Source organism: Lysinibacillus sp. NPDC093688, assembly GCF_050280145.1.
Lineage (GTDB): Bacteria > Bacillota > Bacilli > Bacillales_A > Planococcaceae > Lysinibacillus > Lysinibacillus xylanilyticus_B.
This window is the reverse complement of the sequence record NZ_JBNNUX010000006.1, coordinates 106,181-131,469: the sequence shown is the minus strand read 5'-3', so window position 1 is coordinate 131,469 and position 25,289 is coordinate 106,181. Positions and strand designations below refer to the sequence as shown.

27 protein-coding genes are annotated in these 25,289 nt (G+C 36.4%); 14 read left to right on the top strand and 13 right to left on the bottom strand.

What is annotated here, in order from left to right:
- The 4 genes from ACQKN2_RS07550 (at position 1) to moaD (ending at position 2,671) form a co-directional block, all read left to right on the top strand.
- Entirely contained in the window at positions 1-1,293 is a 1,293-nt protein-coding gene (locus tag ACQKN2_RS07550) for a molybdopterin molybdotransferase MoeA (RefSeq protein WP_427414423.1), read from the top strand.
- Positions 1,254-1,784 carry a molybdopterin-guanine dinucleotide biosynthesis protein B gene (gene mobB, locus ACQKN2_RS07545; protein ID WP_427414422.1) on the top strand — a complete coding sequence of 177 codons (531 nt, stop codon included), beginning with the start codon at positions 1,254-1,256 and terminating at the stop codon, positions 1,782-1,784. The genes ACQKN2_RS07550 and mobB overlap by 40 nt, the downstream gene beginning before the upstream one ends.
- Positions 1,785-1,965: 181 nt before the next feature.
- Positions 1,966-2,445: a molybdenum cofactor biosynthesis protein MoaE gene (locus tag ACQKN2_RS07540; RefSeq protein ID WP_427414421.1), complete on the top strand. Its 480-nt coding sequence runs from the start codon at positions 1,966-1,968 to the stop codon at positions 2,443-2,445.
- Positions 2,438-2,671, top strand: coding sequence for a molybdopterin converting factor subunit 1 (gene moaD, locus ACQKN2_RS07535; RefSeq protein WP_427414420.1), 234 nt, complete (start codon positions 2,438-2,440; stop codon positions 2,669-2,671). The genes ACQKN2_RS07540 and moaD overlap by 8 nt, the downstream gene beginning before the upstream one ends.
- A 91-nt stretch (positions 2,672-2,762) precedes the next feature.
- Here the strand turns inward: moaD and modB are convergent, their stop codons facing one another.
- Both modB and modA read right to left on the bottom strand, forming a co-directional pair.
- Positions 2,763-3,419, bottom strand: coding sequence for a molybdate ABC transporter permease subunit (modB, locus tag ACQKN2_RS07530; protein ID WP_427414419.1), 657 nt, complete (start codon positions 3,417-3,419; stop codon positions 2,763-2,765).
- A gap of 3 nt (positions 3,420-3,422) precedes the next feature.
- The gene (modA, locus tag ACQKN2_RS07525; protein ID WP_427414418.1) at positions 3,423-4,208 is read right to left on the bottom strand and encodes a molybdate ABC transporter substrate-binding protein; all 786 of its coding nucleotides are present in this window, start codon (positions 4,206-4,208) and stop codon (positions 3,423-3,425) included.
- A gap of 164 nt (positions 4,209-4,372) precedes the next feature.
- Between modA and ACQKN2_RS07520 the strand changes: the two genes are divergently transcribed.
- Positions 4,373-5,287, top strand: a complete 915-nt coding sequence (locus ACQKN2_RS07520) for a substrate-binding domain-containing protein (RefSeq protein ID WP_427414417.1) — start codon at positions 4,373-4,375, stop codon at positions 5,285-5,287.
- 61 nt (positions 5,288-5,348) lie between these two features.
- Here the strand turns inward: ACQKN2_RS07520 and ACQKN2_RS07515 are convergent, their stop codons facing one another.
- Positions 5,349-6,401 carry an ABC transporter ATP-binding protein gene (locus ACQKN2_RS07515; RefSeq protein ID WP_427414416.1) on the bottom strand — a complete coding sequence of 351 codons (1,053 nt, stop codon included), beginning with the start codon at positions 6,399-6,401 and terminating at the stop codon, positions 5,349-5,351.
- Between the two features lie 501 nt (positions 6,402-6,902).
- On the opposite strand from ACQKN2_RS07515, the gene ACQKN2_RS07510 reads away from it, so the two are divergent.
- Together ACQKN2_RS07510 and ACQKN2_RS07505 are read left to right on the top strand one after the other, a co-directional pair.
- Entirely contained in the window at positions 6,903-7,103 is a 201-nt protein-coding gene (locus ACQKN2_RS07510) for a cold-shock protein (protein WP_427414415.1), read from the top strand.
- A gap of 267 nt (positions 7,104-7,370) precedes the next feature.
- Complete coding sequence (locus tag ACQKN2_RS07505; RefSeq protein ID WP_427414414.1) at positions 7,371-7,706, top strand: hypothetical protein; 336 nt, start codon at positions 7,371-7,373, stop codon at positions 7,704-7,706.
- A 100-nt stretch (positions 7,707-7,806) separates the two neighbouring features.
- On the opposite strand, the gene ACQKN2_RS07500 is transcribed toward ACQKN2_RS07505, so the two are convergent.
- Positions 7,807-9,183, bottom strand: coding sequence for an MATE family efflux transporter (locus tag ACQKN2_RS07500; protein WP_427414413.1), 1,377 nt, complete (start codon positions 9,181-9,183; stop codon positions 7,807-7,809).
- 20 nt (positions 9,184-9,203) lie between these two features.
- Positions 9,204-9,683 (bottom strand): DUF6530 family protein, encoded by a 480-nt coding sequence (locus ACQKN2_RS07495; protein ID WP_427414412.1) that lies wholly within the window; start codon positions 9,681-9,683, stop codon positions 9,204-9,206.
- A 619-nt stretch (positions 9,684-10,302) separates the two neighbouring features.
- Here ACQKN2_RS07495 and ACQKN2_RS07490 point away from each other — a divergent pair.
- The 4 genes from ACQKN2_RS07490 to ACQKN2_RS07475 all read left to right on the top strand — a co-directional run bounded on the left by ACQKN2_RS07490 (position 10,303) and on the right by ACQKN2_RS07475 (position 12,630).
- Positions 10,303-10,680 (top strand): hypothetical protein, encoded by a 378-nt coding sequence (locus tag ACQKN2_RS07490; RefSeq protein ID WP_427414411.1) that lies wholly within the window; start codon positions 10,303-10,305, stop codon positions 10,678-10,680.
- A 50-nt stretch (positions 10,681-10,730) separates the two neighbouring features.
- The gene (locus ACQKN2_RS07485) at positions 10,731-11,273 is read left to right on the top strand and encodes a TlpA family protein disulfide reductase (RefSeq protein ID WP_427414410.1); all 543 of its coding nucleotides are present in this window, start codon (positions 10,731-10,733) and stop codon (positions 11,271-11,273) included.
- Between the two features lie 105 nt (positions 11,274-11,378).
- A complete protein-coding gene (locus ACQKN2_RS07480; protein ID WP_427414409.1) occupies positions 11,379-11,882 on the top strand; it encodes a DinB family protein in 504 nt (167 codons plus the stop codon).
- Positions 11,883-11,904: 22 nt separating this feature from the next.
- Entirely contained in the window at positions 11,905-12,630 is a 726-nt protein-coding gene (locus tag ACQKN2_RS07475; RefSeq protein WP_427414408.1) for a metallophosphoesterase family protein, read from the top strand.
- A gap of 157 nt (positions 12,631-12,787) precedes the next feature.
- Here the strand turns inward: ACQKN2_RS07475 and ACQKN2_RS07470 are convergent, their stop codons facing one another.
- Positions 12,788-14,230, bottom strand: coding sequence for a M20 family metallopeptidase (locus tag ACQKN2_RS07470; protein WP_427414407.1), 1,443 nt, complete (start codon positions 14,228-14,230; stop codon positions 12,788-12,790).
- Between the two features lie 12 nt (positions 14,231-14,242).
- Positions 14,243-15,484, bottom strand: a complete 1,242-nt coding sequence (locus ACQKN2_RS07465) for an MFS transporter (protein WP_427414406.1) — start codon at positions 15,482-15,484, stop codon at positions 14,243-14,245.
- 137 nt (positions 15,485-15,621) lie between these two features.
- Here ACQKN2_RS07465 and ACQKN2_RS07460 point away from each other — a divergent pair, with 137 nt between their 5' ends.
- Positions 15,622-17,652, top strand: a complete 2,031-nt coding sequence (locus ACQKN2_RS07460) for a helix-turn-helix domain-containing protein (RefSeq protein WP_427414405.1) — start codon at positions 15,622-15,624, stop codon at positions 17,650-17,652.
- Positions 17,653-18,057: 405 nt separating this feature from the next.
- Here ACQKN2_RS07460 and ACQKN2_RS07455 read toward each other — a convergent pair whose 3' ends face one another.
- Entirely contained in the window at positions 18,058-18,246 is a 189-nt protein-coding gene (locus tag ACQKN2_RS07455) for a hypothetical protein (RefSeq protein WP_427414404.1), read from the bottom strand.
- Between the two features lie 212 nt (positions 18,247-18,458).
- On the bottom strand, positions 18,459-19,463 hold the full coding sequence (locus ACQKN2_RS07450) for a nucleoid-associated protein (RefSeq protein ID WP_427414403.1): 1,005 nt from the start codon (positions 19,461-19,463) through the stop codon (positions 18,459-18,461).
- Positions 19,464-19,688: 225 nt separating this feature from the next.
- Here ACQKN2_RS07450 and tsaA point away from each other — a divergent pair, with 225 nt between their 5' ends.
- Complete coding sequence (tsaA, locus tag ACQKN2_RS07445) at positions 19,689-20,150, top strand: tRNA (N6-threonylcarbamoyladenosine(37)-N6)-methyltransferase TrmO (RefSeq protein WP_427414402.1); 462 nt, start codon at positions 19,689-19,691, stop codon at positions 20,148-20,150.
- A 53-nt stretch (positions 20,151-20,203) separates the two neighbouring features.
- Positions 20,204-20,755: a GNAT family N-acetyltransferase gene (locus ACQKN2_RS07440; RefSeq protein WP_427414401.1), complete on the top strand. Its 552-nt coding sequence runs from the start codon at positions 20,204-20,206 to the stop codon at positions 20,753-20,755.
- Positions 20,756-20,937: 182 nt separating this feature from the next.
- Here the strand turns inward: ACQKN2_RS07440 and ACQKN2_RS07435 are convergent, their stop codons facing one another.
- The 4 genes from ACQKN2_RS07435 to qoxB all read right to left on the bottom strand — a co-directional run bounded on the left by ACQKN2_RS07435 (position 20,938) and on the right by qoxB (position 25,274).
- Positions 20,938-21,798 (bottom strand): DUF6612 family protein, encoded by an 861-nt coding sequence (locus ACQKN2_RS07435; RefSeq protein WP_427414400.1) that lies wholly within the window; start codon positions 21,796-21,798, stop codon positions 20,938-20,940.
- 647 nt (positions 21,799-22,445) lie between these two features.
- Positions 22,446-22,730 carry a cytochrome aa3 quinol oxidase subunit IV gene (gene qoxD, locus ACQKN2_RS07430; protein WP_427414399.1) on the bottom strand — a complete coding sequence of 95 codons (285 nt, stop codon included), beginning with the start codon at positions 22,728-22,730 and terminating at the stop codon, positions 22,446-22,448.
- Positions 22,730-23,329: a cytochrome aa3 quinol oxidase subunit III gene (gene qoxC / locus ACQKN2_RS07425; RefSeq protein WP_427414398.1), complete on the bottom strand. Its 600-nt coding sequence runs from the start codon at positions 23,327-23,329 to the stop codon at positions 22,730-22,732. Before qoxC ends, qoxD begins: the two co-directional genes overlap by 1 nt.
- A 1-nt stretch (position 23,330) precedes the next feature.
- On the bottom strand, positions 23,331-25,274 hold the full coding sequence (gene qoxB / locus ACQKN2_RS07420; protein ID WP_427414397.1) for a cytochrome aa3 quinol oxidase subunit I: 1,944 nt from the start codon (positions 25,272-25,274) through the stop codon (positions 23,331-23,333).
- Between the last annotated feature and the right edge of the window lie 15 nt (positions 25,275-25,289).

Genomic DNA, 25,289 nt, shown 5'->3' with positions numbered 1-25,289 from the left:
ATGTTAGAAAAAAGAAAACCAATTGCTGTTGCGGAAGCAGTTCAACGGGTCATGGAGTTTGCATTCCAAGAAAAAGTAGAGGTCGTTTCACTACAACAAGCACATGGACGTTTTTTAGCAGAAGATATTGCTGCGGATCAAGATGTACCAGCATTTGATCGTTCACCATATGATGGTTATGCTATTCGCTCGGTTGATAGTCAAGAGGCGTGTTCAGAAAATCCAGTAACCTTTAAAATAGTGGGGGAAATTGGCGCTGGCTATGTATTTGAGGAAGGAGTAGGTAATCGAGAAGCGGTGCGCATTATGACAGGAGCTCCTATCCCAATCGGATGTGATGCAGTCGTTATGCTAGAATTAACGCACACCTTTGAAGAAGACGATCAACGTAATATGTCCATTAAACGCTCTTATGAAGCAGGAACAAATATTTCCTATAAGGGTGAGGACGTTCAAAAAGGCGCAATTCTTATTGAAAAAGGACAATACATCAATCCGGGCGTTGTCGCATTACTTGCTACGTTTGGCTATGATCAAGTACCCGTTTTTCGAAAACCAATTGTAGGCGTTATTGCAACAGGAAGTGAATTACTAGAACCAAGTGATGCTTTACAGCCAGGGAAAATTCGTAATAGTAATGCCTATATGATAATGGCTCAAATTGAACGTGCTGGGGCAACCGTCAAATATTTTGGTAAATTTAGCGATGAGTTAAATTTATGTATTCAAGCTGTAGAAAAAGCTCTTCAGGAAGTAGATATATTGATTACAACAGGAGGAGTATCAGTAGGTGATTACGATTACTTACCTGCCATTTATGAAGCCATTGACGCACAAGTGCTGTTTAATAAAGTGGCGATGCGACCAGGAAGTGTAACTACTGTTGCTGCTCGAAATGGTCAATTATTATTCGGGCTTTCAGGTAATCCTTCAGCTTGCTATGTTGGTTTTGAACTATTTACACGACCTATTATTCGAACAGCATTTGGTAATAAGCAACCACATCTACGTAGAGAGCAGGCTGTTTTAGGTGCGGACTTTAAAAAACCGAATCCGTTTACCCGTTTTGTGCGTGCTAATGCTTCTTACGAAAACGGTCAATTAGTAGCAGTTCCCTCTGGTTTTGATAAATCTAGTGCGGTTTCTTCCTTAGCAGAAGCCAATTCTTTTATTGTATTACCAGGTGGATCACGTGGTTACGAAAAAGGCATGCAAGTTGTTGTCTTATTGTTAGAAGATTTGCAGGGAAGTGAGTGGCCATGGGACATCATCGAAAAATCTTACAAATCGTAGGCTATCAAAATAGTGGCAAGACAACGTTAATGGAACAACTCATTACACAAGCCACCATAGACGGTTTTCGTGTAGGAACAATCAAGCACCATGGACATGGTGGTATCCCTATGATTGAAAGTTCAAAAGATAGTGTTCGTCATGAGAAGGCTGGCGCAAGTGTCACAGCAGTTGAAGGAGAAGGTACTTTGCGCATGAGTATTCACCAAAGTAACTGGCAGCTTGCTGATATACTAGCTATTTATGAAACATTTAATATGGATATCATTTTTATTGAAGGCTATAAAAATGAAGACTATCCGAAGGTTGTTCTTTTGCGCCAGGCGGAAGATGAATCTTTGCTACAAAAAGTAAGCAATATCGTCTGTGTTCTTTATTGGCCGACCTATCCACTAAATAAACAGTTAGATTTTCCAACTTTTTCAATCCGAGAAGAAGCACAATATACGGAATTTTTAACTTCTTTCATCAGAAGTCTCCCGCCTTCATAGTGATGAGATAAATACGAATTAAAGTTACTTTTCAGCGGGTGTCCAAACACCTGCTGAAAGAAGTTAAAGCCTCCGGCGGATGTCACGGAATCGGAAAGGGAGTTCTTTGTGCAAGCACAAAGCCGATTCCGGACGCAATTATGCCGAGGCATAATTGATTGCAAGAAATGAGGAGAAAGTCATGACTACATCGTTGTTTGAAATTATTGATAAACCAATTGATGTTGAAGAAGTTAGACAAAAAGTAACAGATCGAAATGCTGGTGCGATCACTGTTTTCATCGGAACAGTGCGTGAAATGACGAAAGGTAAGAAAACGCTACATTTGGAATATCAAGCTTATCCAGCTATGGCTATTAAAATGTTTGAACAAATATCTAAAGAAATACAAGAACGATGGTCAGAAGCGAAAGTAGCCATTACACATCGTGTTGGCCATTTAGAAATTTCGGATATTGCCGTAGTAATCGCAGTCTCATCACCACATCGTAAAATAGCTTATGAAGCAAATGAATATGCTATTGATCGTATAAAACAAATTGTGCCTATTTGGAAAAAAGAATATTGGGAAGACGGGACCGAATGGATTGGGGATCAATTAGAAAATGTCCCTTATCCAAAAGGAAATCCAGCCATCAGTGAGGAGGAATCTTGTGATTAACATATTACTATTTGCTCACCTACAAGAAAGTATCGGTGAGTCAAAATTAAGTATAGACCTGTCAGATAGAACAATTGGACAAATTAAAGAATGGATGGAAATGCAATATCCACAAGTTAATTTACAACATGTCATGACAGCAGTAAATGAAGAATTTGCAACAGATGCAACGGTTGTAAAAAAAGGGGATACAGTCGCGTTTATTCCACCCATTAGTGGAGGGTAAAAAGAAAAGATGTAGTTGGTACAGTATAGGTACCGACTACATCTTTTCTTATTTTTATCCTGAAAAAGCCCCCACTGCTTAAAGATTCACTTTACGCCTTTATGAGATGAACGCTCAGAAGCATAAGGAAGGACATACCTATCATGCAAATCACCCATGACCAAGCGAGTGACATGTTACCCGAACCAATCGCCATGTAAATAGCAAGCGGCGTAGTTTGCGTTTTGCCTGGTAGGTTTCCGGCAAACATTAAGGTTGCACCAAATTCACCTAAAGCTCGTGTGAAGCTTAAAATTCCACCTGAGACAATTGATTTTAATGCAAGAGGAATAGAAATAAAGAAAAAGACTTGCCATTCATTAGCACCATCAACACGTGCAGCGTTCTCAATGTCCTCATCAACAGATTCAAAGCCGGTTTTTGCAGATTGATACATTAAAGGAAATGCAACAACAGTAGAGGCTATGACAGCTGCCCACCATGTGAACATAACGGGTTGGTTAAAAAGCCATGTCATCAAGTTACCTAGCACACTGTTTTTGCCAAAAATAATAATGAGAAGAAATCCTACTACAGTAGGAGGCAATACTAATGGTAAAAGTAACACCGTTTCTAGAAATAATTTTCCTTTGAAATTGCGTTTAGCCATCCATTTACCAAATAGAATACCTGCTACTATCACAATTATTCCTGATACAAGGGCTATCTCGATAGAAAGTTTAAGAGGTGACCAGAAATCAGTACTCATCTATTAATGAGTTCCTTGAAAGCCATATTTTTTAAAAACTTTCATCGCTTGATCACTTTGTAAATAGTGATAAAAATCTTCCGCTTCTTTTGCATGCTTACTCTCTTTGATAACACCTACAGGATAAATAATAGGTGTATGTGTATCTTCTTTGGCTGTAGCAACGATATCGACTTTTTCTGATACAAGGGCATCTGTTTTATAAACAAGACCTGCATCAACATTTTCAGTTTCTGTATATGTAAGAACTTGTCGTACGTCTTTTGTATACACTACTTTTGATGCTACATGTTTCCAAAGGTTCATGTTATTCAATGTTTCTATACCGTACTTGCCAGCAGGAACCGTTTCAGGTGTACCAACAGCAATCTTATCAACTTTCGTTAAGTCTTCAAATGAGTGAATCTGTTTTTCATTTTTCTTAGGAACGATTAATACTAATTCGTTCGCTAAAAGATTCGTTCCTTGTTTTTTATCGATTAAATCTTTTTGAACTAGCTCATCAAACTTATCTTCTGCTGCTGAAAAGAAAAGATCAACAGGAGCACCTTCTAAAATTTGTTGTTGTAAAGCACCAGAGCCACCAAAGTTAAATGTGATTTTAATAGTATCGTGTTCATTTTCATAGGCTTTTTGAAGCTCTTCTAATGATTCTTGTAAACTAGCTGCTGCGGAAATCGTTAATTCAACTGGTTCGTTTGTTTTGTTGTTGCTTCCTTGGCTACCACAACCTGCTAATATGCCGACCAATAGTAACAATGAAGCTATTAAACTATAATACTTTTTCACTTTGATTATACTCCTTTTATAACTCGTTATAACAAGACATAACTAATTATAATTAGTTATGTCTAAAAAAGAAATACCAAATTGCTATAAACGTTCAAGATGTTAAAAATAGTATAATTACGTTACTATAGTAAGCAATAGAAGCAGAAGGGGAGATTTTTTACATGTCACATGAACATTCCTATACGATTGAAGAGGTGGCTCAATTATTAAAGGTTTCAAAATTAACGATCTACGATTTAGTGAAAAAGGGGGATTTACCTATTTTTCGTGTAGGTCGACAAATGCGTGTAGATAGAACCGATTTACAATTATATATCCAAAAGAGCAAGACAGGAGCAACTCCTACTGCCTCGACTACCCTTTTGACAAACAATAAAAAAATTATTATTAGCGGACAAGATTTAGCTTTAGACTTATTAGGAAAATATATAGAGAAAAAACAATCAAATAAAGTATTGCGCTCACATGAAGGTAGCTTTAATGGTGTCATGGCGCTGTATAATGGGGAATGTGATATTGCTAGTTTACATTTGTACGATGGTGATTCAGGGGATTATAATACACCTTATTTGAAAAAGATTTTTGTAAGTCACTCTTATGTTCTTCTCAATCTGATTTCACGTCGAGCGGGCTTTTATGTAAAAAAAGGAAATCCATTGCAAATTCAATCAATGGATGATTTTAAGAACAAATCACTAAAATTGATGAATCGTGAAAAAGGTTCAGGTGCTCGTACTTTCCTAGATGAACAATTACGCATTCATCACATATCTCCATCCTCAATTGAAGGGTATAACGATGAAGAAATGAGCCATATAGATGTAGCTTCTGCTGTCGCAAATGGGGATGCAGACATTGGGATAGGCATTGAAAAAATATCAAAGCTCATAGATGTTGACTTTATACCACTTGTTAGAGAACGTTATGATATTGTCCTATTAAAAACTCCTGAAAACCAACTGCTGATTGAATCGGTAAATGAGATTTTAAATTCACCAGATTTCCAATCAGAAGTAGTCGCATTAGGAGATTATGACGTCACTCAAATGGGACAAATTATATATGAAACACTTTAATAATGTATAGTGAGAAAAAAACTTGCCGAAAAGGCAAGTTTTTTTACATTGATCGGAATAGTTATAATAATATTTCTGTTTCCGCATCAAAAAATAATAGGTGTTGAGGCTGGAGAGAAAGTGTTTCTCCGATTTTAAAAGCATGTTGGCCACTCCATTTAATCGTCCATGTTTGATCGGCCAATCGGACAATGATATGCGTTTCATGTCCTAGCTGTTCAATATTTACTATAGGTAGATGTAAAACGTCTCCTTTTTGGAGATGCTCTGGCCGAACGCAGACTGATAATGGTGTATGTTGAGGTAAACGTGCACAAACATCGGTTGGAAGTTTCATTTTAAATTGATTTTCAATAATGAGCGTAGAATCTTCTAGAACCGCAGTTGCCATGTTTATAGTTGGCGAGCCTATAAAACTTGCGACAAATAGATTTTTTGGTTGATTATACAATTCTAGAGGTGTTCCAATTTGCTGAATACATCCATTATGTAAAACCATTATTCGATCCCCCATGGTCAGCGCTTCTGTTTGATCGTGGGTTACATAAATAGTTGTTAAGCCCAATTTTTTTTGTAGTTGTTTGATTTCTGTCCGCATTTGTGTTCGTAATTGTGCATCTAAATTGGATAAAGGCTCGTCCATCAGGCACAGCGGAGATTGGCTTACAATAGCACGTGCAAGTGCAACACGTTGCCGTTGACCTCCTGATAAAGCTTTAGGTTTTCGATGTAAATAATTAGTCAGCTTTAGCAGTTCAACACTTTCTTGCAAACGTTTCTGCTGCTCTTGTTTATGGACTCCCTTTCTTTTTAAACCAAATAAGATATTTTGTTCCACTGTTAGATGAGGGTATAGTGCATAATTTTGAAAAACCATTGATAGATTTCGTTCTTGAGGGGAAGCCATATTTAATGTTTCTCCATTTATTTGTATGGTGCCAGTCGTCATTTTATCTAAGCCGGCAATAAGGCGCAGAAGTGTACTTTTACCTGAACCAGACGGGCCTACTAATACAAAGAATTCGCCTTTTTCAATCGTTATATTAATATCTTTTAATACAGGTTTCTGGGAATTATATGCTTTTTTTACATCCGTTAGCTTAATAAAACTCATTTGTTAAACCTCGTTCCACATGATAACTAAAATAAAAGTCATTGTAACATATTCTTGTGGCACACATCGTGATAGAGATATTAACGCAGGACAAAATCTAAAAAAATGCTGAGTAGATCAAAGAGGATTCGGCAATCATGTTCTAGGTGATTCAACACTTGCGCTGAACATCTTCAAAGATAGTGACTAACTATTTTTGAAAGATCATCAATGTTCAATTAAGGGGATTTGTTGATCAAAAAGGGTTACTATACCACGTTAGTTGAGCTTATTTTAGTAACGGAGTAGGTAAGTTTGAGAATAGATATTAAAAAAATTTGCTTTTGCACTAGACAAACATGATTTCTTTTTATATACTATAATTAATAAAATCGTTTTCAAGAGAACAATAAATTCACATATTACAAAGAGTAATCGTGTTTTATTTGATGCTTTTTGTAATATGTGGATTTTCTTTTGGTAATATGATTTTAATTAATACAATTAATGGAGGTCATTCAAATGACACAAGGTACAGTAAAATGGTTTAACTCAGAAAAAGGTTTCGGTTTCATCGAAGTAGAAGGTGGAAATGACGTATTCGCTCACTTCTCAGCTATCCAAGGTGACGGCTTCAAAACTCTTGAAGAAGGTCAAAAAGTTGAATTTTCAGTAGAAGATGGTCAACGTGGACCTCAAGCTACAAACATCGTAAAACTTTAATTTTAATGATGTAACCATAAAAGAGGCATCCTTTCAGTAGGATGCCTCTTTTTTATGCAAAAAAGGATGTGATGTAATGGAAAAGTAGTTAGTACATCCTGTTTTTACTCCATCTCACAATTCAACTCATCAAACATTCATTTAATTTCTATTCCATTAACAAAAAAAGAATGCAAAATAGCGTATTAATATAGCTAAAAATGGAACTTAATTCCTGTTCAATCGTATACAGAGTAAGGAGTATACAATTTAAGGAGGAGGGTTTATATGCGTAGTGAAAATTTAATTATTACGATAGTGGTATTTATTGTAGAAGTTTTAATTACGTATTTTATTGCTTCATTTTTCTCCGTAAGGTTTATCGAGGTAATGTTTTTCACTGGTATAGCTTTTGCTGGGGGCACTTTTTACTTTTCGAGTAGTGGAGGAGCTATGACTAGGTTATTTGCATCTCAAGCTAGTGGGCAAACAGGCATAATTCAGAAAAGGGAACGGTTCACTTATCAAATAGGTCCGATATTTATTGCTTCAGTCATCTTCTTTTTAATTGGTTTAGTTTTCTTTCTCCTATTAGTTTGGGGAATAATTCCTCCTGAATCCTGATTTATTAATGCTATCGGGTGTTCTACCTACCCTAAATACTTATGAAATTACCTGTAGACAAAGTTACGTGCGGCTTTGTCTACAGACGCTATTATAAAGATTAATCGCTTAGCATTGCTTTTAATGTTCGTTTTTGCCAGCCTAGCTTGAAGTATGCGTATTGTAATACAAAATGTACACAGAAGGCAGTAGGGTAAGCTAACCAAACGCCATTTAGCTCGAATGTAGTGTAGTGCGATAAAATAAACGCCAATGGCACCTCGACTACCCAAATCGCGATGACTAGGAAAATTGTAGGCCATAAGACAACACCTGTAGCTCGCATTGTAGCTGAAACGGTTTGTGTATGCCCAAAAATTAAATAGCTCCAAAATGCAATATATAAATAATCCTTTGCGATCAGGACCGTATCTTGTTTATCAATAAAGAAAGATAAAATAGGCTCTGCAAATAAATACATAATTAAAATAATAGCGCCGCCTAAAGTATAGTTAATAAGCACACCTAATTGACGAATTTTTTTAATCATTTCTGTAGAGTTAGCCCCTAAAGCTTGCGCCACAAATACAGATGTCGCAATCGCGATACTCATCGCAGGCACTTGTGCATAGCTAGCGACCTGATTGACAACACCGTAAGCGGCAGTAGCATCAGAGCCGTAAACATTAACGAAGCCAATGACAGCAATTTCTGCTACAGAGATCGCAACCATACTAATGCTTGCTGGAATGGCTAACTTTAATAATGAAGCTAAAATATCCTTCTTTAATTTAAAATGCTGTAAAATCGATTTGTCTAAGCGCAAAATATGCTTTGTTCTATGCAAGTAGGCAAATAATAATAACATCGTCACCAGATTGGATAAAACAGAGGCATAAGCAGCGCCGTTTAAGCCAAACTCAGGCAGACCAAGCCAGCCAAAAACTAAAGGTGGTAGGAATGCGATATTTAAAATAACACTTGTGACTAAAAATAAAAAGGGTGTTTTAGAGTCGCCTACACCACGCATAAAGGTTGTGTACACCATATACCAAAACATAATTGGTAGTGTGAAAAATAAAATTTGAGCATAACTAATACTCATATCTAAAATGTTTGCAGGAGTTTGCATAAAGCGTAAAATCCACTCAATGAAAAAGCCACCAAAAATTGCGACGACAATTGATAAAATCGTCGTAAAGGCTAGGGTTACCCCAACAACCTCCTTCATCTTCTCATGATTGCCAGCTCCATATGTTTGCCCTACTAAAATCGAGCTACCTGAGCCAATCCCAATAGCAAACGCCATTAAAAAGAAGAAGAACGGGAAAAATGCTGAAATCGCCGCTAGCGCATCGACCCCTAAATTGCGCCCAACTATAAACATGCCAAAGACTTGCCCTAATGATTGCAACACATTCGCTAGCATTACAGGGATTAAAAAGTTAAAAAAAGCTTTCTGTAGCTTTTTATCATCATGTAAAATTTGTTGGTCCATTTTTTTTGCCCTCCTGGGTTTTAATAACCCATTTCCTTTAAAATATGTGATAGCGTGCGCAGGCGTTCGCCAATTAGTTCACCATCCGCACTTAATGCTTGATTAAAGAGCTGAATGTCCTCATTAATTTGTTCATTTTCCGTACATACTTCCACGGTCATTGCATCCCCTTGTAAGCCAACACGCTTAATAATAGGATTTTCTTCATCATATAAATTATCGTAGCGATAAGCTTCCTTAAAATAAAGCTGAGACTCACAAACTAAAATAGCTAGGTCAAGTACGCGATGAAGCGGTAGTTCCTCCGATTGACGTGACCATTTACCACCTGTATGGCGCCACACTTTAGCCGAAATATCAACCTTGCCTCTGTCATTCCATTGAGCTAAGCCAAGTGAAAGCCCCTGTGCGTCTGTATGATAAGCAGTGCGCCCATCAATATCGGCATAATTCTCAGCAACAATAACAGGTTTATGCTTTAAATGTGTAGGTATTTTCATCAATTGCAACCCCTTTTTTGTTCAAAAATTTAGTAATTTAGTAAATTACTGCATCAGTAAATATAACATTGGACAAATTCGGAGGTCAATTTTTATATGGAAATTTTTTCGTAACATGGATCGCATAAACAAACCAGTTATAAAAGGAAAACATCAAGATGATCTTCGCAATATTAATATGGAAATCACTACGGATTTGTTAGAAAAATTTTTCCGCAGCTGAAAAATGTCATCTTGCCAGATTGTATTGAATAAAAGAGGAGATAGACACTACGTTCTATAGAGAGTAGACTGAGTTAATAAAATTGGATAAAATGGTAAATAATCGGTTGGTCATTGAAAGTTGTGGGTGCCATTTGTTGAATGAAGTGGAGACCGGGCGACTCCTTGGGGGCAGCAATAGGGGAACGAAAGCTAAAAGCATCACGTTCTGTGATAACGCCTTCGTGACCAACATCGCTGCCGCGTCGCTTTCGCACAGAAAACATTTGTTGGCACAAGCGGCTCGGACGCTCCTAGGAAAGTGCGCAGTTGGAACGGAGATCAACCACACGTAATGGTGATGATCCAATTAATTTATATAGTGGAGAATAAAAAACGAATGAAGGAGGTCGAACGAATGATGATCCAATCTACAAATAATAATTACATAGATACTATTAAAAAAGATGAACTAAATAGACTATCGCCAGATTTATTTTTAGATAAAAATAAACAGAGCAAAGCAAAATACGAAATTAAAAAGGAAGGTGGCTATATTCGTCATTATGTCACAAAATTAAATGGTGAAAGAGTAATGATTAAAGAAACCAAATTACCAAAGGGACATGACTCAGATCAAAGCACAGGCGAGATGCCCGATGTTTTGATAGATAACTTATTAAAACAATTTATAAAAATAGTAGATCATCAAAAATCTAATGAATTATTAAAAACAGGATTGACTGGTCAGAAAGCCAAAGAAAAATTAATAGTAGCTTATCAAAATTCAATCTAGGTACGTTTGAAGAAAAATGATATTTAAAGGGGTAATATAGGTGATCACTTATGCAGTTTAAAAAGCGTTTAGGTTTATATTTCTCAGCTTTGTTAATCGTGTTACTTGTTGGAATTGTTTTGAAAAATGTATTCCTAAAAGAAGTAGCAGTTAACCCAATAGTAGGAAATGAAGATGGAACAAAACAGCTAGTTTATGATGCAAAGTTAACACGATTAGACGAATCAACAACAACATTTAAAGAATACAATGGAAAGGTCTTAATCGTTAACGTTTGGGCATCTTGGTGTGGGCCTTGTCAAGAAGAGGCTCCTGAATTAAGGGATTTTTATAATAATAAATCTGAAAATGTTGAGCTGTTAGCGATTAATGCAACTTCTCATGATAGTAGTGAAAAGGCTATGGAATTTCAAGATACATACAACTTGAATTTCCCTATATTTCTTGATTTAGATGGTACACTTCAAAAATCATTTGAAATAGTGGCTTATCCAACAACTTTGATTTTTGATTCTAAAGGTATATTAAAGTACACGATAAAGGGATCGATTAATCAAAAAGAATTAAATGATTATATTGATAAACTTTACTAATTTGTAAACGCACAGCTCCTTGCCGATTCCAGACGCGATTATGCCGAGGCGTAATTGATAGGTGGAATTTTTAAATAATTATGCAAGAAAAGAGGGGATATTATTATGTATCAGACTTTAAATGGTTTTTTAAAGTCTTGGGAGTTCGAAGCAAATTGTACACAGAAGTTATTGAATAATCTAACTGATGAATCACTTAAGCAGGAAATAACGTCTGAAAATTGGACTTTAGGACGTATTGCTTGGCATACGGTTGCTGCAATTCGCATTATTACTTTAAATACAAATTTAACATTTGAAGCTCCAACTAAAGATTATCCTGTTCCTACTTCAGCACAATTTATTGCAGAGAGCTATTCTCAAGCTAATAATGCGTTTGTGCAAGCGGTAAAAACAAATTGGACCGATCAAACCCTTCGTGAGCACATCCAATTTTTCGGTCAAGAAATGCAAATCGGTATACTGTTAATGTTTTTGATTCAACATCAGAATCACCATCGAGGACAAATGACGGTTCTTATGCGGCAGGCGGGATTAACTGTTCCCGGCATTTATGGTCCGGCTAAAGAGGAATGGGCAAATTTCGGTATGGAAGCTCCAGAAATGTAAAATGAATGAGGGTGAGGAAATTGTGAAAATAGCCGTTATATCAGATATTCATGGAAACAAAGATGCATTAAAAGCAGTGTTAGAGGATATAAAATATAGAAATATCGATAAGGTTTATAATTTAGGCGACACTCTTTATGGACCATTATTCCCGTTAGAAACATATGAATTGATAATGAGTACAAATATTAAAAGTATAAGTGGGAATTGTGATCGGATATTATTGCAATCTTCATCGGAAAATCCAACCGTTCAAAATGTAGTAGACATGCTCAAGGAAGAACATAAAAGCTGGTTAATTAACCTGCCATTTTCGATTCAGACAGATGACTTTTACTTTTGTCATGCATCACCGGAAAATGATGAGCTATATATGTTGAATGACATTAAGCCAAATGGTGTTACATTAAAAAAGACAGAAGAAATAATGTATTTAGTAAAAGATATCCCTCAACATATTATTTTTTGTGGTCACTCCCATTTACCAACGATTGTTTATTTACCTAATAACAAAATCATTATTAATCCAGGCAGTGTCGGTTTGCCAGCCTATGAAGAAGTTGAACCGTTCTATTATAAGATTGAATCAGGCACCCCATTTGCAAATTATACAGTTGTAGAAAAACGGAATGTTGAATGGATTATTGAACAGGTAAGCATCCCTTATGATACTACGGAAGTGATTAAACAAAGCGAAGGTCAAAATAGATCTGATTGGGCCAGAGCATTAAAATGTGGAAGAGTTTAAAGTGAGTAAAAGGACTTGTTGGTAAATCAAAAAACAAGTCCTATTTTCAATCAACTTAAATACTGTCGTGAGCTTTACAACACGCTATATTTTTTTATGCTCAAACAAAAAAGTAAGACTTTCTCGTATAGAAAGTCTTACAAAATACTTCTTACATTTACACCCTTACAGGAATTGCTTCTGTAAGTTTAGGAGGTATTAAGTCCTTTGGAATCAATGCTTCATATGTTTTCCCGTCGAGGCGTTGTTTCAGCTCTTCTTTTGCTTTTTCGATTAACGTCGGATTTTCTAGTGTAGAAATCGCTGTGCAAGCAATAGCTTTACCTGCAAGAAGTGTCGCTTGATGTGCATATGCTGACTTTCCTTGTGCGACAACCTGCCATGTGTGGAATGGTGTACCAAATGCCCAAGTAGCTGTCGAGCATTGTGCGGTTGGTACATTCCAGCTGACATCGGCAACATCTGTTGAGCCTCCCATGAAAAATGGCTCCTCTGGAAGTGGTGTAATGAAATCTATGATTGGTCTTTTATCCAATTGCTGCGTAACTTCTTTGCCTACCTGTAAAGCTGCTACATGTTTCTCTTCTTCTGAAAGTGTATCGTATATTTTCTGTGCAAAATGAATATCTTCCTCAGTCAGTTTAACCTTGCTTAAATCCTGCATATGTTGATACATGACTTCCTCTAATGTTTTGTTTGGAATTAAGTTATGACAAGAGCCGACAATTTGCTCTTCTACTGTAGTTTCCGTCATAATTGCTGCACCTTTTGCACAATTAAGGACGCGATGATATAAATCTTTTACTTGATATGGCTTTGGTGCTCGAATAAGATAAGTTACTTCTGCTTCTGCTTGTACAACATTTGGTGCAATTCCACCTGTGTTCGTGACAGCATAATGAATTCTTGCTTCATCCACGGTGTGTTCTCTTAAATAGTTAACGCCAACATTCATTAGTTCTACAGCATCTAGCGCACTTCTTCCGAGATGTGGTGAAGCAGCTGCGTGCGAACTACGACCTTTAAATTTAAAAGTAGCGTTAATAACAGCATTTGCTCGTGCATGTAAGACTATATTAACCGTTCCAGGATGCCAAGAAAGTGCAATATCTATATCCTTAAAATAACCGTCTCTTGCTAGAAATGTTTTGCCATAGCCACTTTCTTCTGCGGGACATCCGAAATATTTCACCGTTCCAGATAGGCTATTTTCTTTTAAGTAATCTTTAACAGCAATTGCGCCTGCCAATGCACCGACACCTAGTAAGTTATGTCCACAGCCATGTCCATTACCATTTGGTGTGATTGGGTCATATTCAATATTATCAGCACGTTGACTTAGACCAGCTAATGCATCATATTCTCCAAGTATTGCAATCACAGGTTTCCCGCTACCAAATGTTCCGATGAACCCAGTCTCTAGGTTTGCAACCCCTCGCTCAACGTTGAATCCTTCACTCGTTAAGGTCTCACATAATAAATTTGCGGAGTTCATTTCTTCAAATCTTATCTCTGCAAACTCCCAAATTTTATCACTCACTTGTTTGTATAGTTCACTCTTTTCATCAACTAAATTTGCAATTTTATCCGTGAATTTCATTTTTTCAGCTCCTCAATCTATTAATTCATTGGTAGAATGGATGGCAACAGTTTGTTTGTTCTGTTTAATCATAAATAACGACACAGCACACACAATGGTAAAACAAATAAGCATCGTAAATGCTGCATTATAGGACCCTCCGAAAGCCTCAACTAAAAATCCAATTAACATAGGTGTTAATACGCCTGCAAACTGTGCGCCTGTATTAATAAAGCCATTCGCTGTTCCTACAATTCCTTCTGGAAGCGTTTTCAGTGGAACGGTTGTAATTAAAATAATATTAAATGACAGCATGACTGTTACAACGCACTGACAAAGAGTAAATATTAGCATATTTGATGCGGTTGCCATTAATAAAAGAAAGGCTCCTGCTACGAGTGCGAATATACCAGCAACTATTTTATCTTTCCTTTGTGACATTTTATCTAAAATATAGCCGCTACATAGCATAGCGAATATGCCTACAAAAGGGGGGATCGCCGAATAGATTCCGACCGCTGTTAAATCTAAACCTTTTACCTTCGATAAATACATAGGCATCCAAGACATTAATCCCCAGTTTACAGCGTAAATACTAAAATAAGAAATAAATAATTGCCATATCATCGGTGTCCTCAAAACATCTTTTAAAGGTGTTTTTGTTTGAGGAATTTGTTCATTTTGTACCGAATTTGAAGTTTTCCGCTCTTTCACGAAGAAAACGAAACACATTGTCACGAGCACACCGATTGCACCTACATTGTAAAAAATCGCTCGCCAGCCCATTTGCTTCATCAGAAATGTTCCTACAATAGGTGCAACAACCCCCATTACTGAGCCTGATATTAACATAAACGACATAGCTTTACTGCGCTCGTTCTTAGGAAACCAATTGACAATTCCTTTTGATGCAGCAGGGAAATAACTTCCTTCCCCGACTCCGAAAAGAAATCGAATGATAATTAGAGAAATAAATGACCATGCTACGCCAGTTAGAACTGTAAAAATCGACCACACTAAAATGGTAATGACAAGTACTTTTCTATAACCAAAGCGATCCGCAAGCCATCCTCCTGGAATTTGCATTAAAGCATATCCAGCAAAAAAGCTACTTAACACTATTCCTGTTAATGAATCAGTGAGGCTTAGCTCTTTAGAAATATCAAGAATAGCAAAATTTATGATAAAACGATCGAAGTTCCCTAATGACCAACCTAAAAACAACATGGCAATAACGACATACTTCATATTTTGCGATCTTGTTGCTTTCACCATTTTCCCCCTCCTCTGTGCTATCTAGGTTTGTGTATAATGCAAAGTATAAAAAAATCGGACTTTTCAGACAATGTGTATTTCCATATAATATAGTTATTAAATATAGATACTTACACATTAAATAGAGGAGAAACGTAATGACAAATAAGAAAAGACTAAAACAGTTTTTCATAGAAACATGTAACCTTACACATTTTCAGCTATGGCAGAACATCCATGACGATCATTTCTCTCTTGTTATTTCTGAAGAGATGGAAGCACATTTGCCAGCTCCTTATTGCTATACAAAAGTGGAAAAGGAGTGGCGAACTTCTGATTATACCGACTATTATTATTACCTTCAGGAAAAGTGCATTTTTGTTATTCGATTAAAGACAAATTGTTCCCTTTCGTTAGCAGAAGAACACGCTTTAAATACATTGCTGCATGCATATTATTCGGAGACAATGTTAAAAAAAGAGCAATTTATTAGAAAAAAAATGATGGAAAGTATTCGGGAGATTTCTATTTTAAATGATATAAATACCTTACTGACAAAAATTCTAGAAAATGCTCTTTCGGTTATTCCGTCAGCAGATATTGGTGTTCTTTGGATGTACGAAGAAGAAGAAGATGCACTTATACCAAAAGCGTGGGCAGGGGGACCTGGTGAGGAAATTAAGAATATGAGATTGAAAGTAGGGGAAGGAATTATAGGGAAAACTTTCAAAGAAAATCAATCCATGATTCTGACTTCTTATATGGATGTCCTAAAGGCATCTTCCTCAGTGTCAGAGAAGAATTTAAGTCATTTATTAAACGCTTATAAGTTTGAAAATTTGCAATCAGTCATCTCTGTTCCTATTTCTGTAGAGGAACAAATATTATGTGTGCTAATCATTTATCAAAATGGGGAAACCCCACTTTTAACAATAGAAGATAAACAACTTTTAGAAAGCTTTTCCGACCAAGTATCCATTGCACTGATGAATTCAAAGCTGTATGAAAATTTAAAGCTACAAAATGAATTACTACTTCAACGCGATCAAATTCATCAAAACTTAATGAAGCTTTCTCTTCAAAACACAGGCATGCAAGTAATTGCAAATGAAATACGGAAAATGATAAAACATCGACTTGTTATTGTAGATTTAACAGATGATGCAATTTTTGCAAGCCCTAGGCAGTGGATCTCTTTTGCCGATATAATGCGCATCATTAGAATTGAAAATTCACCTGCATTTTACACTTTTGACATAGACGGAGAAATGGTTGATGGTTATGTACAACCTATCGTTGGAGTTGGTCAAATACTTGGTGTACTGCTGATTGGGACTAATGAACGTGAACTTTTGCCCATAAACAAATTAATTATTGAACAAGCAAGCTCAATTATAGCGTTAGAAATGATAAGGAAACAAACAATTGTGGATTCTTTTTATAAGAAAATACATGATCTTTTCCATGAATTTTTAATGTGTAAAGATCATGTATTGCTTACGAAGAAAGCAGAAGAACTAGGCATCCATTTGAATTCCTATAATGCTGTGATAGTAATCCAATTATCAACGAGCTCTGACATTCAAGTGATGGACATGCAAGTACATTTTTTGATTGGAGAGATCAAAAAGCATTTTCAACAACATGCGCCTATCGTTTTTGGCTTTGGTAACAAGATAACGGTGTTATGCCAATTTAAGCGACAAGGAAATGAGATACAGAATCTTGTACAGCAAATGCAGAGCAATTGGCAGAAAACAAAAAATAATTTAATAAAAATCGGCATTGGTTCAATGTACCAAGGGCTTGAAAATATACAGAAAAGCTACCATGAAGCGGATAAAGCCTTATCATTTTTAATTACGCGACAACGCTGGGGGATTATGCACTATCAAGAAATCGGTGTGAATCGATTGTTTATACATCAAACACAAGATGAGCTACTCAGTTTTGTTAATGAAATATTTCTACCTTTAGAAAATGCTAAAAACCAACTAGAAGAAACCTTATTAGTCTATTTAGAACAAAATGCTTCAGCAGGCGAGACCGCGAAACAACTACATATTCATGTTAATACATTGTACCAACGACTAAAGAAAATAGAAGAAATACTTAACATTTCCTTTAATAGTCCCGAAGATGTTCTAAAGTTGCAACTTGCTAGATATTTAAGGGGAATGGTTTATTAATATTATTTTTAATGTATAAAGATATAGATTACCAAAAAGGGCTCATCACCAAAAGTTGTGGATGACAATTGTTAAAACGTATGCCATATAGTTTGATTGGAGAGGAGATTGGGAGACCCTGTAGCGAAGCAGGGAAAGGGGAACGAAGGCTAAAAGCATCATGTTCTGTAATAACGTCCTCGTGTCCAACTCCCTGTCTCTGTCTGCTCCGTTAGTATTCCGCTTTCGCACAAAAAACATCTATTGCCCGCTACCCAGGCAGAACTGAAATCAACCACACATTATGGTGAGACGCAAAAAAAAGAGACTTCCCCTAAACTAGGAGAGTCTCATTCTCATACATTTAACTTCTTTCAGCAAAAGTCTCCCTACCTCTATAGGTGGTGAGATGAATTCAGTTTTAAGTCACTTTGCAGCGGGTGTCCAAACATCCGCTGAAATAGAGGAACTCAGTCTAAGATCGCCACGTCCTGTGGCAACGACTGAGTGACCAACATCATGCTGTTGCTGACGCTTCGCTTTCGCACAGACAAAACCTTTTGCTGACGCTGCGTTAGCACTACGCTTTCGCGCAAAAAACATCTGTTGGCCCAAAGCCTCCGGCGGATGTCAGGGAATCGGAAAGGAGTTCAATATAGGATGTTAGCCTAAAAACATCGCATCCATGCGATAACGGCTAACTGACCTGCATCGGTAAAAACGCCACGTCCTGTGGCATTACCGAAATGACCGACATCGTGTCGGCCCTCGTGCAGGCCTAAGTACAAAGCCGATTCTGGACGCAATTATGCCGAGCCATAATTGATTTACAGTTCTTCCTGGAAATAAATCTTATAAAACTTTCGATTTGTAGATTCATCGTAACCTACTTCAATTAGTTCATCTACTCGCTCGATATCCTGTACGTTTACCTGGATTTCAATATTGGAATCGAGTTTAATTTTACGTTTATATTTTTTCTCAGCCTTTTCAAGTGCGCTCTCAGAAATAACGGTTTCATAAGGTTTTACCGAATTGATAATAATATCTTTTTGTGTTGGCTCTGCATTTTCAAACACCGTTTCAATATAATTATTTACTTGAAAATCATCTTCATTTCTAAAATAATCAAGCGTTTTATTTAAAAAACCCAGCTTTTCAGTGTTTGTAAAGCTTTCTTCTTTTAAAATATATTTTTTGCATTCTGTTAATGCTAAATTCGTTTTATAATAATGTTCATCTGCAGCTTTAATCTTTAAAAATCGTTCTTGCCAGTAGATAACATCTTCTTTCCTTTTCGTTTTCATAAAGACAGCAGGTGCCTGTTCCGGCCCCATATCTATTATAATGGCCATGTTATTGACTTTCTTTACATTAATGCCATCGATACCATTGATAACCATTTTGTTTTGATCGTTTTTTACGTCTAAAAACATTTCTTTTTCATCAATTTTAACGATGGCGATTATTTTTTTAGCTTCTGTAGATAGGAAACAATTGTCAAATAATCCAATAAACAATTCGCCGCTTTTAATGTTAGGGTGCTGAGATACACTATGTAAGTGTTTAGCAATGTTTATTGATTGTTCAAGGAAACTATTTTCCTGATCAAAAATTGCCCTCGCATATGTGTACACCTCATTTAACCCAATATCTGTTTCATGAAAAAATTCGAATTGCTGCTCCAAATCAATTTTGCTAAACGCTAGCTGTGTAAAAGCTGCCTCTAGCATGACCTCTGGCTGTGATAATGATTCCTCACCTAACACGAGTGTATCGTCAATAAAATGTATAATATATTGAGCTAACTTACTTTCACTTACTTCTAGCATGTTTTCCACCTTCTAAAATTTCATTGTAGATAATATACCATAACATATCCCCCGCAACATTTTCATGTAATTAATTTTTACAAATAATAAAACAAAAAAGAGCAGTGAATACATGCATTTAAGAGATTCTTTGGCACATTTGCTATATCATCGGCGGTAGCTGAAGTATACTGGAATTAAACGGAAATGTGCATGGGGAATTTCACGAAGAGAAGAGGCATTAATATGATCTATAACATTAAACCAATAGCTGTAGTGAGCAATAGTCGGAAAATGATTGAAGACGACAATTGGGGTGACGTCATTTCTACTATTAAATTGACAAAGGATATTCATGAATCTTCTTTAAAAGGGATTGATGATTTTTCTCATTTAGAAATAATTTTTTATTTTGATAAAGTTGTAGATGAGAAAATTCAATATGAAGCGAGACATCCAAGAAATAATAAGGATTATCCGAAAGTTGGTATTTTCGCTCAGAGAGGTAAAAATAGACCTAATAAAATAGGGGTAACGGTTGTAGAATTACTAGAATTAAAGGAAAGAATTATAATCGTTAGAGGCCTCGATGCTATTGATGGAACACCAATTATTGATATAAAACCTGTCATGAAAGAGTTTTTACCAAAAGGTGAATTAAAACAGCCAATTTGGGCAACTGATTTAATGAAGGATTATTGGGACTAGTATATGTTCACAAAAGAAATGACGATTTTAATTCAATTGAAGGAGTAAACAATATGTTTTTAAATCTACAGATTGAAACCGAAAGGCTAATCATTCGCCCATATGCTTTAACTGATTTGGATGATTTATATGCAGTCGTTTCTGAGCCTGATTTTTATCAATTTATCCCAGAGGATGTACCTAGTCGAGATGATATTCAGCGGATAATAGAGTGGTCCATTCGATGTAACGAAAAAAATACGCTTACCGAAATACATAAATTGAATCTAGCCATAGTAGATAAGAAAAGGCAAACGTTAATTGGCTATTGTGGCCTTGGTCCAGATGATGTAAAAGAAACTGAGGTCGAATTATATTATGGTATTTCGAAAGCTTATAGAGGGCAGGGAATAGCGTATGAAGCTGCACAAGCCTTACTGAAATATGCATTTAATAAGATCGGTTTACTGAAGGTTATTGCAGTTGTTCATCCTGAAAACGTGGCATCTTTACGAATTGTAGATAAACTAGGTATGAACTATGACTATACGTATAACAATCTTAATCCAGAACTGAAGGATTTTGAAGGATTACGCCATTATTCTATAGAGGCTAAGGCATATTAAATGCAGTGAAATGGTCAAGGGATTTTTTGCGAATGTTGTTAAGCTTAAATGAGGCCGATTTCAGTGAGTGAAGTGATTCGTTCATTTGCGGAGAGACTCGTCTAATATGCTAATGTGATGTTTTACCAAAAGTAAAAGGAATCTGCGTACATTAAAGTAGGCAGATTCCTTTTTTGTGTTTATTATTGTGCGATAGATTGTGCGTTATCGATAATTTCTTGTGGAATGTCGATTGTTTTTAGGTGGTTGAAATCAGTGTATGTCACAACTGATTTTGTTTTCATTGATAGTTCTTGATCTTCAACTTTCATTTTTAAATCGAAATTCATATCCATTTTATTTGTATCGAAAGTCTTTTTATCGATTTGTAAAATGTAGTGTATTTTATCGATTGTTAAGTTATCAAGTGGATTATTTTCAAGACCCATATCTTTCATTGATTTGTTAATTTCAGAATCGATAAGTTCTTTAAATTTATCGCCTTTAGCGTCTAAAGTTAAGACATATGCATCATCTGTTTGCTCGAATTTGAAATCTTTAATAAAGTCTTTAAGCTGCTCTAATTGTGCCTTAGCGTTAGCAGATGATGCATTTTGTTCTAACATTGTATCTAATTGCTCATCTGGCAATTTAAACCAATTGTCAGATGCTGTATCCTTCATGAAAAAGCCTTGATCCTTCTTCATGTACATATCAATCGGCATTTCAGAAGTTGTTTCGCCTTCATTAGCCATATCTGGCATTGTCATTGAACCTGATAAATGCATAGCGATTGGATCAGTAACTAAATCCATATCCATTTTGGAATCGATGGAAAACTCCATAGATTGTTCGCCTGATCCAACTTTGGATTCTTGAGTCATCTCCATTTTTGCACTCGAGCTTTTAATATCTGCTTGGCGCTCTACCGCCTTTTCATACACTTCCTCTAAAGTGAGTTTACTTGTTTTAGTTGTTTCTTTTGTTGGGGTAGCGCTACTGTTACATGCTGCTAGTGTTAATGCTAGTGCTCCAACACTTAAAACTTTAAAAAATTTGTTCATTACTTTCATCTCCTATTCTGGGTAAAAACAATATCTACTAGTATACATGACTATAAAAGGAAAAGTTTCATTATTTTTTAAAAATTACTAATTCAATATTAAAATAATAGTAAATGCCCAACATATGCCTCTGTTTATAAGCCTTCCTTCTATCCTAAGTCGCAAGAGAAGTGGTTCTTGAATAATAATTGAAGGGTAAAGCAATCTCTTGTTATTTATGATGTAAAAAGTAGATTTATGCCATATATTCTTTTTTTAAAAAATAAAATGGAAAGGCGCTAAGACAATAAGCGATCATTAGTGGATTAGTTATTGAATAGAGGATTCTAATGTGTTTAGGAGAGCATGACGAGCAAGAAAAGCCTATTGTAAATTGAAGGTCTTCAAATTCATCGTGTAGGCCCTCATGTTGTTGCTGTCGCTTCGCTTTCGCACTAAAAACATCTGTAGGCCTAAACACAACGCTAATTCCGGACGCAATTAAACCGAGGCGAAATTAAGCAGATATGTACCTGCTATGGTTGTAAATAAGTAAGAGAGGGGGGAGAAGGATTGGTATTTTGAGTTGAGTGTGCTTTGGCGTTGAAAAAATAGAATGACAAAAAGAAAGAGCCGAGAAAATGATACCATTTTCTCGGCTCTGTTTATCAATTATAGCCCCAGATCATTGCGAATAATGTACCAATGATTGTGACAACACCTACGAATACTGAATATAAAATCGTTGTATATAACGTTTTCTTGTCTTCAGATTCACCGATGTGCATGAATAATACTAATTGTACAGTTGCTTGTGCAAGAGCAGTCACTAGTAAAATACCAAATGCCATGTTAAGTGACATATCAAATTTAACAACAGCTAAAGCTACAAGTGTTAGTAATAGTGAGAAGCCGAAGCCCATCACATGTTGTTTTGGGAATAATTCCTTCATCAGCTAATCAGTCCTTTCAAGTAGACGAAGCTGAAGATGAAAATCCAAACAACGTCTAGGAAGTGCCAGTACAGTGAGAAGATGAACGCTTTGTTAGCCGTTTGTGGGTTTAAACCACGGCTCGCTACTTGGATTAAAATTGCAACGCCCCAGAAGAAACCGAATGTTACGTGGGCACCGTGCGTACCAAGTAAAGTCATTAATGCAGATAAGAATGCACTTGTTTGAATTGTTGCACCTTCATCAACATATGTGACAAATTCATCGATCTCAATGCCTAAGAAGCCAAGACCTAATAGAAGTGTGATGATGAAAAATGCCATCATCGCTTTTTTATTGCCAATGCGCATTGCATGAACACCAAGACCAATTGTGAAACTACTTGTTAGTAATAAGAATGTTTCCCATAATACTGGTGTTAATTCAAAAATTTCAGCGCCACTTGGGCCACTACCTGTACGTGTATTAAGAGTGAAATACACTGTGAATAGTGTGGCGAATAATACGATTTCGGCGCCAAGGAAAATCCAGAAACCGAAAATTTTCAGGCGATTTTCCTCTGTACTATATTCTAATGGAAGTGAAGAATCGATTTTCATATTATTTATCACCTCTCAAGCTTTTCTCAGTTGCCATAACTTCTTCAACTGAAATGTATCGACCATGATCTTTTTCAAATGAACGATGAATCATAAAGCCAAATACACCAATCATACTAACGATTGCTGGAATCCATAGATTGAATACAGCGAAGAATGCTGCAAGGAAGAAGAATCCACTCATCCAGAATGGTGTGCCAGTGTTGTTAGGCATGTGAATTTTTTCGATTTTACCTGCTGTAATATCGCGACCTTCTTTTTTCGCGAACCAGAATTCATCTAAACGTGTAACAGTTGGAACTACTGCAAAGTTATATTCTGGTACTGGAGAATGAGTAGCCCATTCTAGCGTACGACCATCCCAAACATCTGCTTTTTCATTACGTGGCATATGTTTCCAGCTGTAGTAAATGTTATATACGATTAACGCAAAGCCGACAGCAAGACCAATACCACCGATGAACGATAGCATGTTCAATGGACCGTAGCCAGTTGACTCAGAGTAAGTGTACATACGACGAGCGTAACCATCTAAACCTAAAATGAATAGAGGGAAGAATGTTACGTTAAAGCATACTGCGATAAACCAGAAAGCAGCTTTACCTAGTTTTTCATTTAAACGGAAACCGAACATTTTTGGCCACCAGTAGTGGTAACCTGCAAGTACACCGAATACTGTACCTGGAATTAATACATAGTGGAAGTGGGCAACTAAGAACATCGTATTATGATATTGATAGTCAGCACTTGCCATTGCAAGCATTACCCCTGTAACCCCACCAATTGTGAAGATAGGAATAAAGCCAAGAGCATAAAGCATAGGAGTTGTAAATTGAATTTTACCGTGTCTCATTGTGAGCAACCAGTTAAATATTTTAACCCCTGTTGGAACAGCGATTGCCATTGTAGTAATAGAGAATACGCTGTTTACCATTACACCGTGACCCATTGTATAGAAGTGGTGGGCCCATACTAAGAATGATAGTAACGAAATAACGACCATACTCATAACCATTGATTTATAGCCGTATAAGTTTTTACGTGCAAATGTTGCAATGATTTCAGAGAAGATACCGAAAGCAGGTAGGATAACGATATAAACCTCAGGATGTCCCCAAACCCAGAATAGGTTGGCCCAAAGCATATCCATACCACCATTTTGCATTGCAAAGAATTGTGTACCAAATTGACGGTCTAACATCATTAATGCAAGTGCAACAGTTAACACTGGGAATGCAAATACGATAATAACGTTTGTAATTAAAATTGACCAAGTGAACATTGGCATTTTCATTAATGTCATACCAGGTGCACGCATTTTAATGATTGTTGCGATGAAGTTAACACCAGTCATTAACGTACCAATCCCTGATAATTGTAAAGCTAAAGAATAGTAGTTGCCCCCAACAGATGGACTAAATTCTGTCCCAGATAGTGGGAAGTAAGCTGTCCAACCAGCATCAGGTGAACCACCAATGATAAATGATAGGTTTAGTAAACCGCAACCAGCTGCAAATAACCAGAAGCTGACTGCATTTAGACGTGGGAAGGCAACGTCACGTGCACCAATTTGTAGTGGGATAACAACGTTCATTAAACCAATTACGAATGGCATAGCCATGAATAAAATCATTATTAAACCGTGTGTTGTGAAAATCTCATTATAGTGTTGTGCATCAAGAAGTCCGTTATCAGGAACTGCCGTTTGTGCACGCATTAATAGTGCATCGATACCGCCGCGGAATAGCATCAAAAGTGCTGTAGCGATATACATAATACCGATTTTTTTATGGTCAACAGTTGATAGCCAGTTTTTGTAGAAATAGCCCCATTTTTTGAAATACGTAAGGCCAGCTACGATAACCACTGCTCCAACTACGATACTAATAGCTGCCGCTAAAATCATCGGTTCTTGCATAGGATGGAATACTTCTTCCATACTCATTGGATGCGCTCCTTT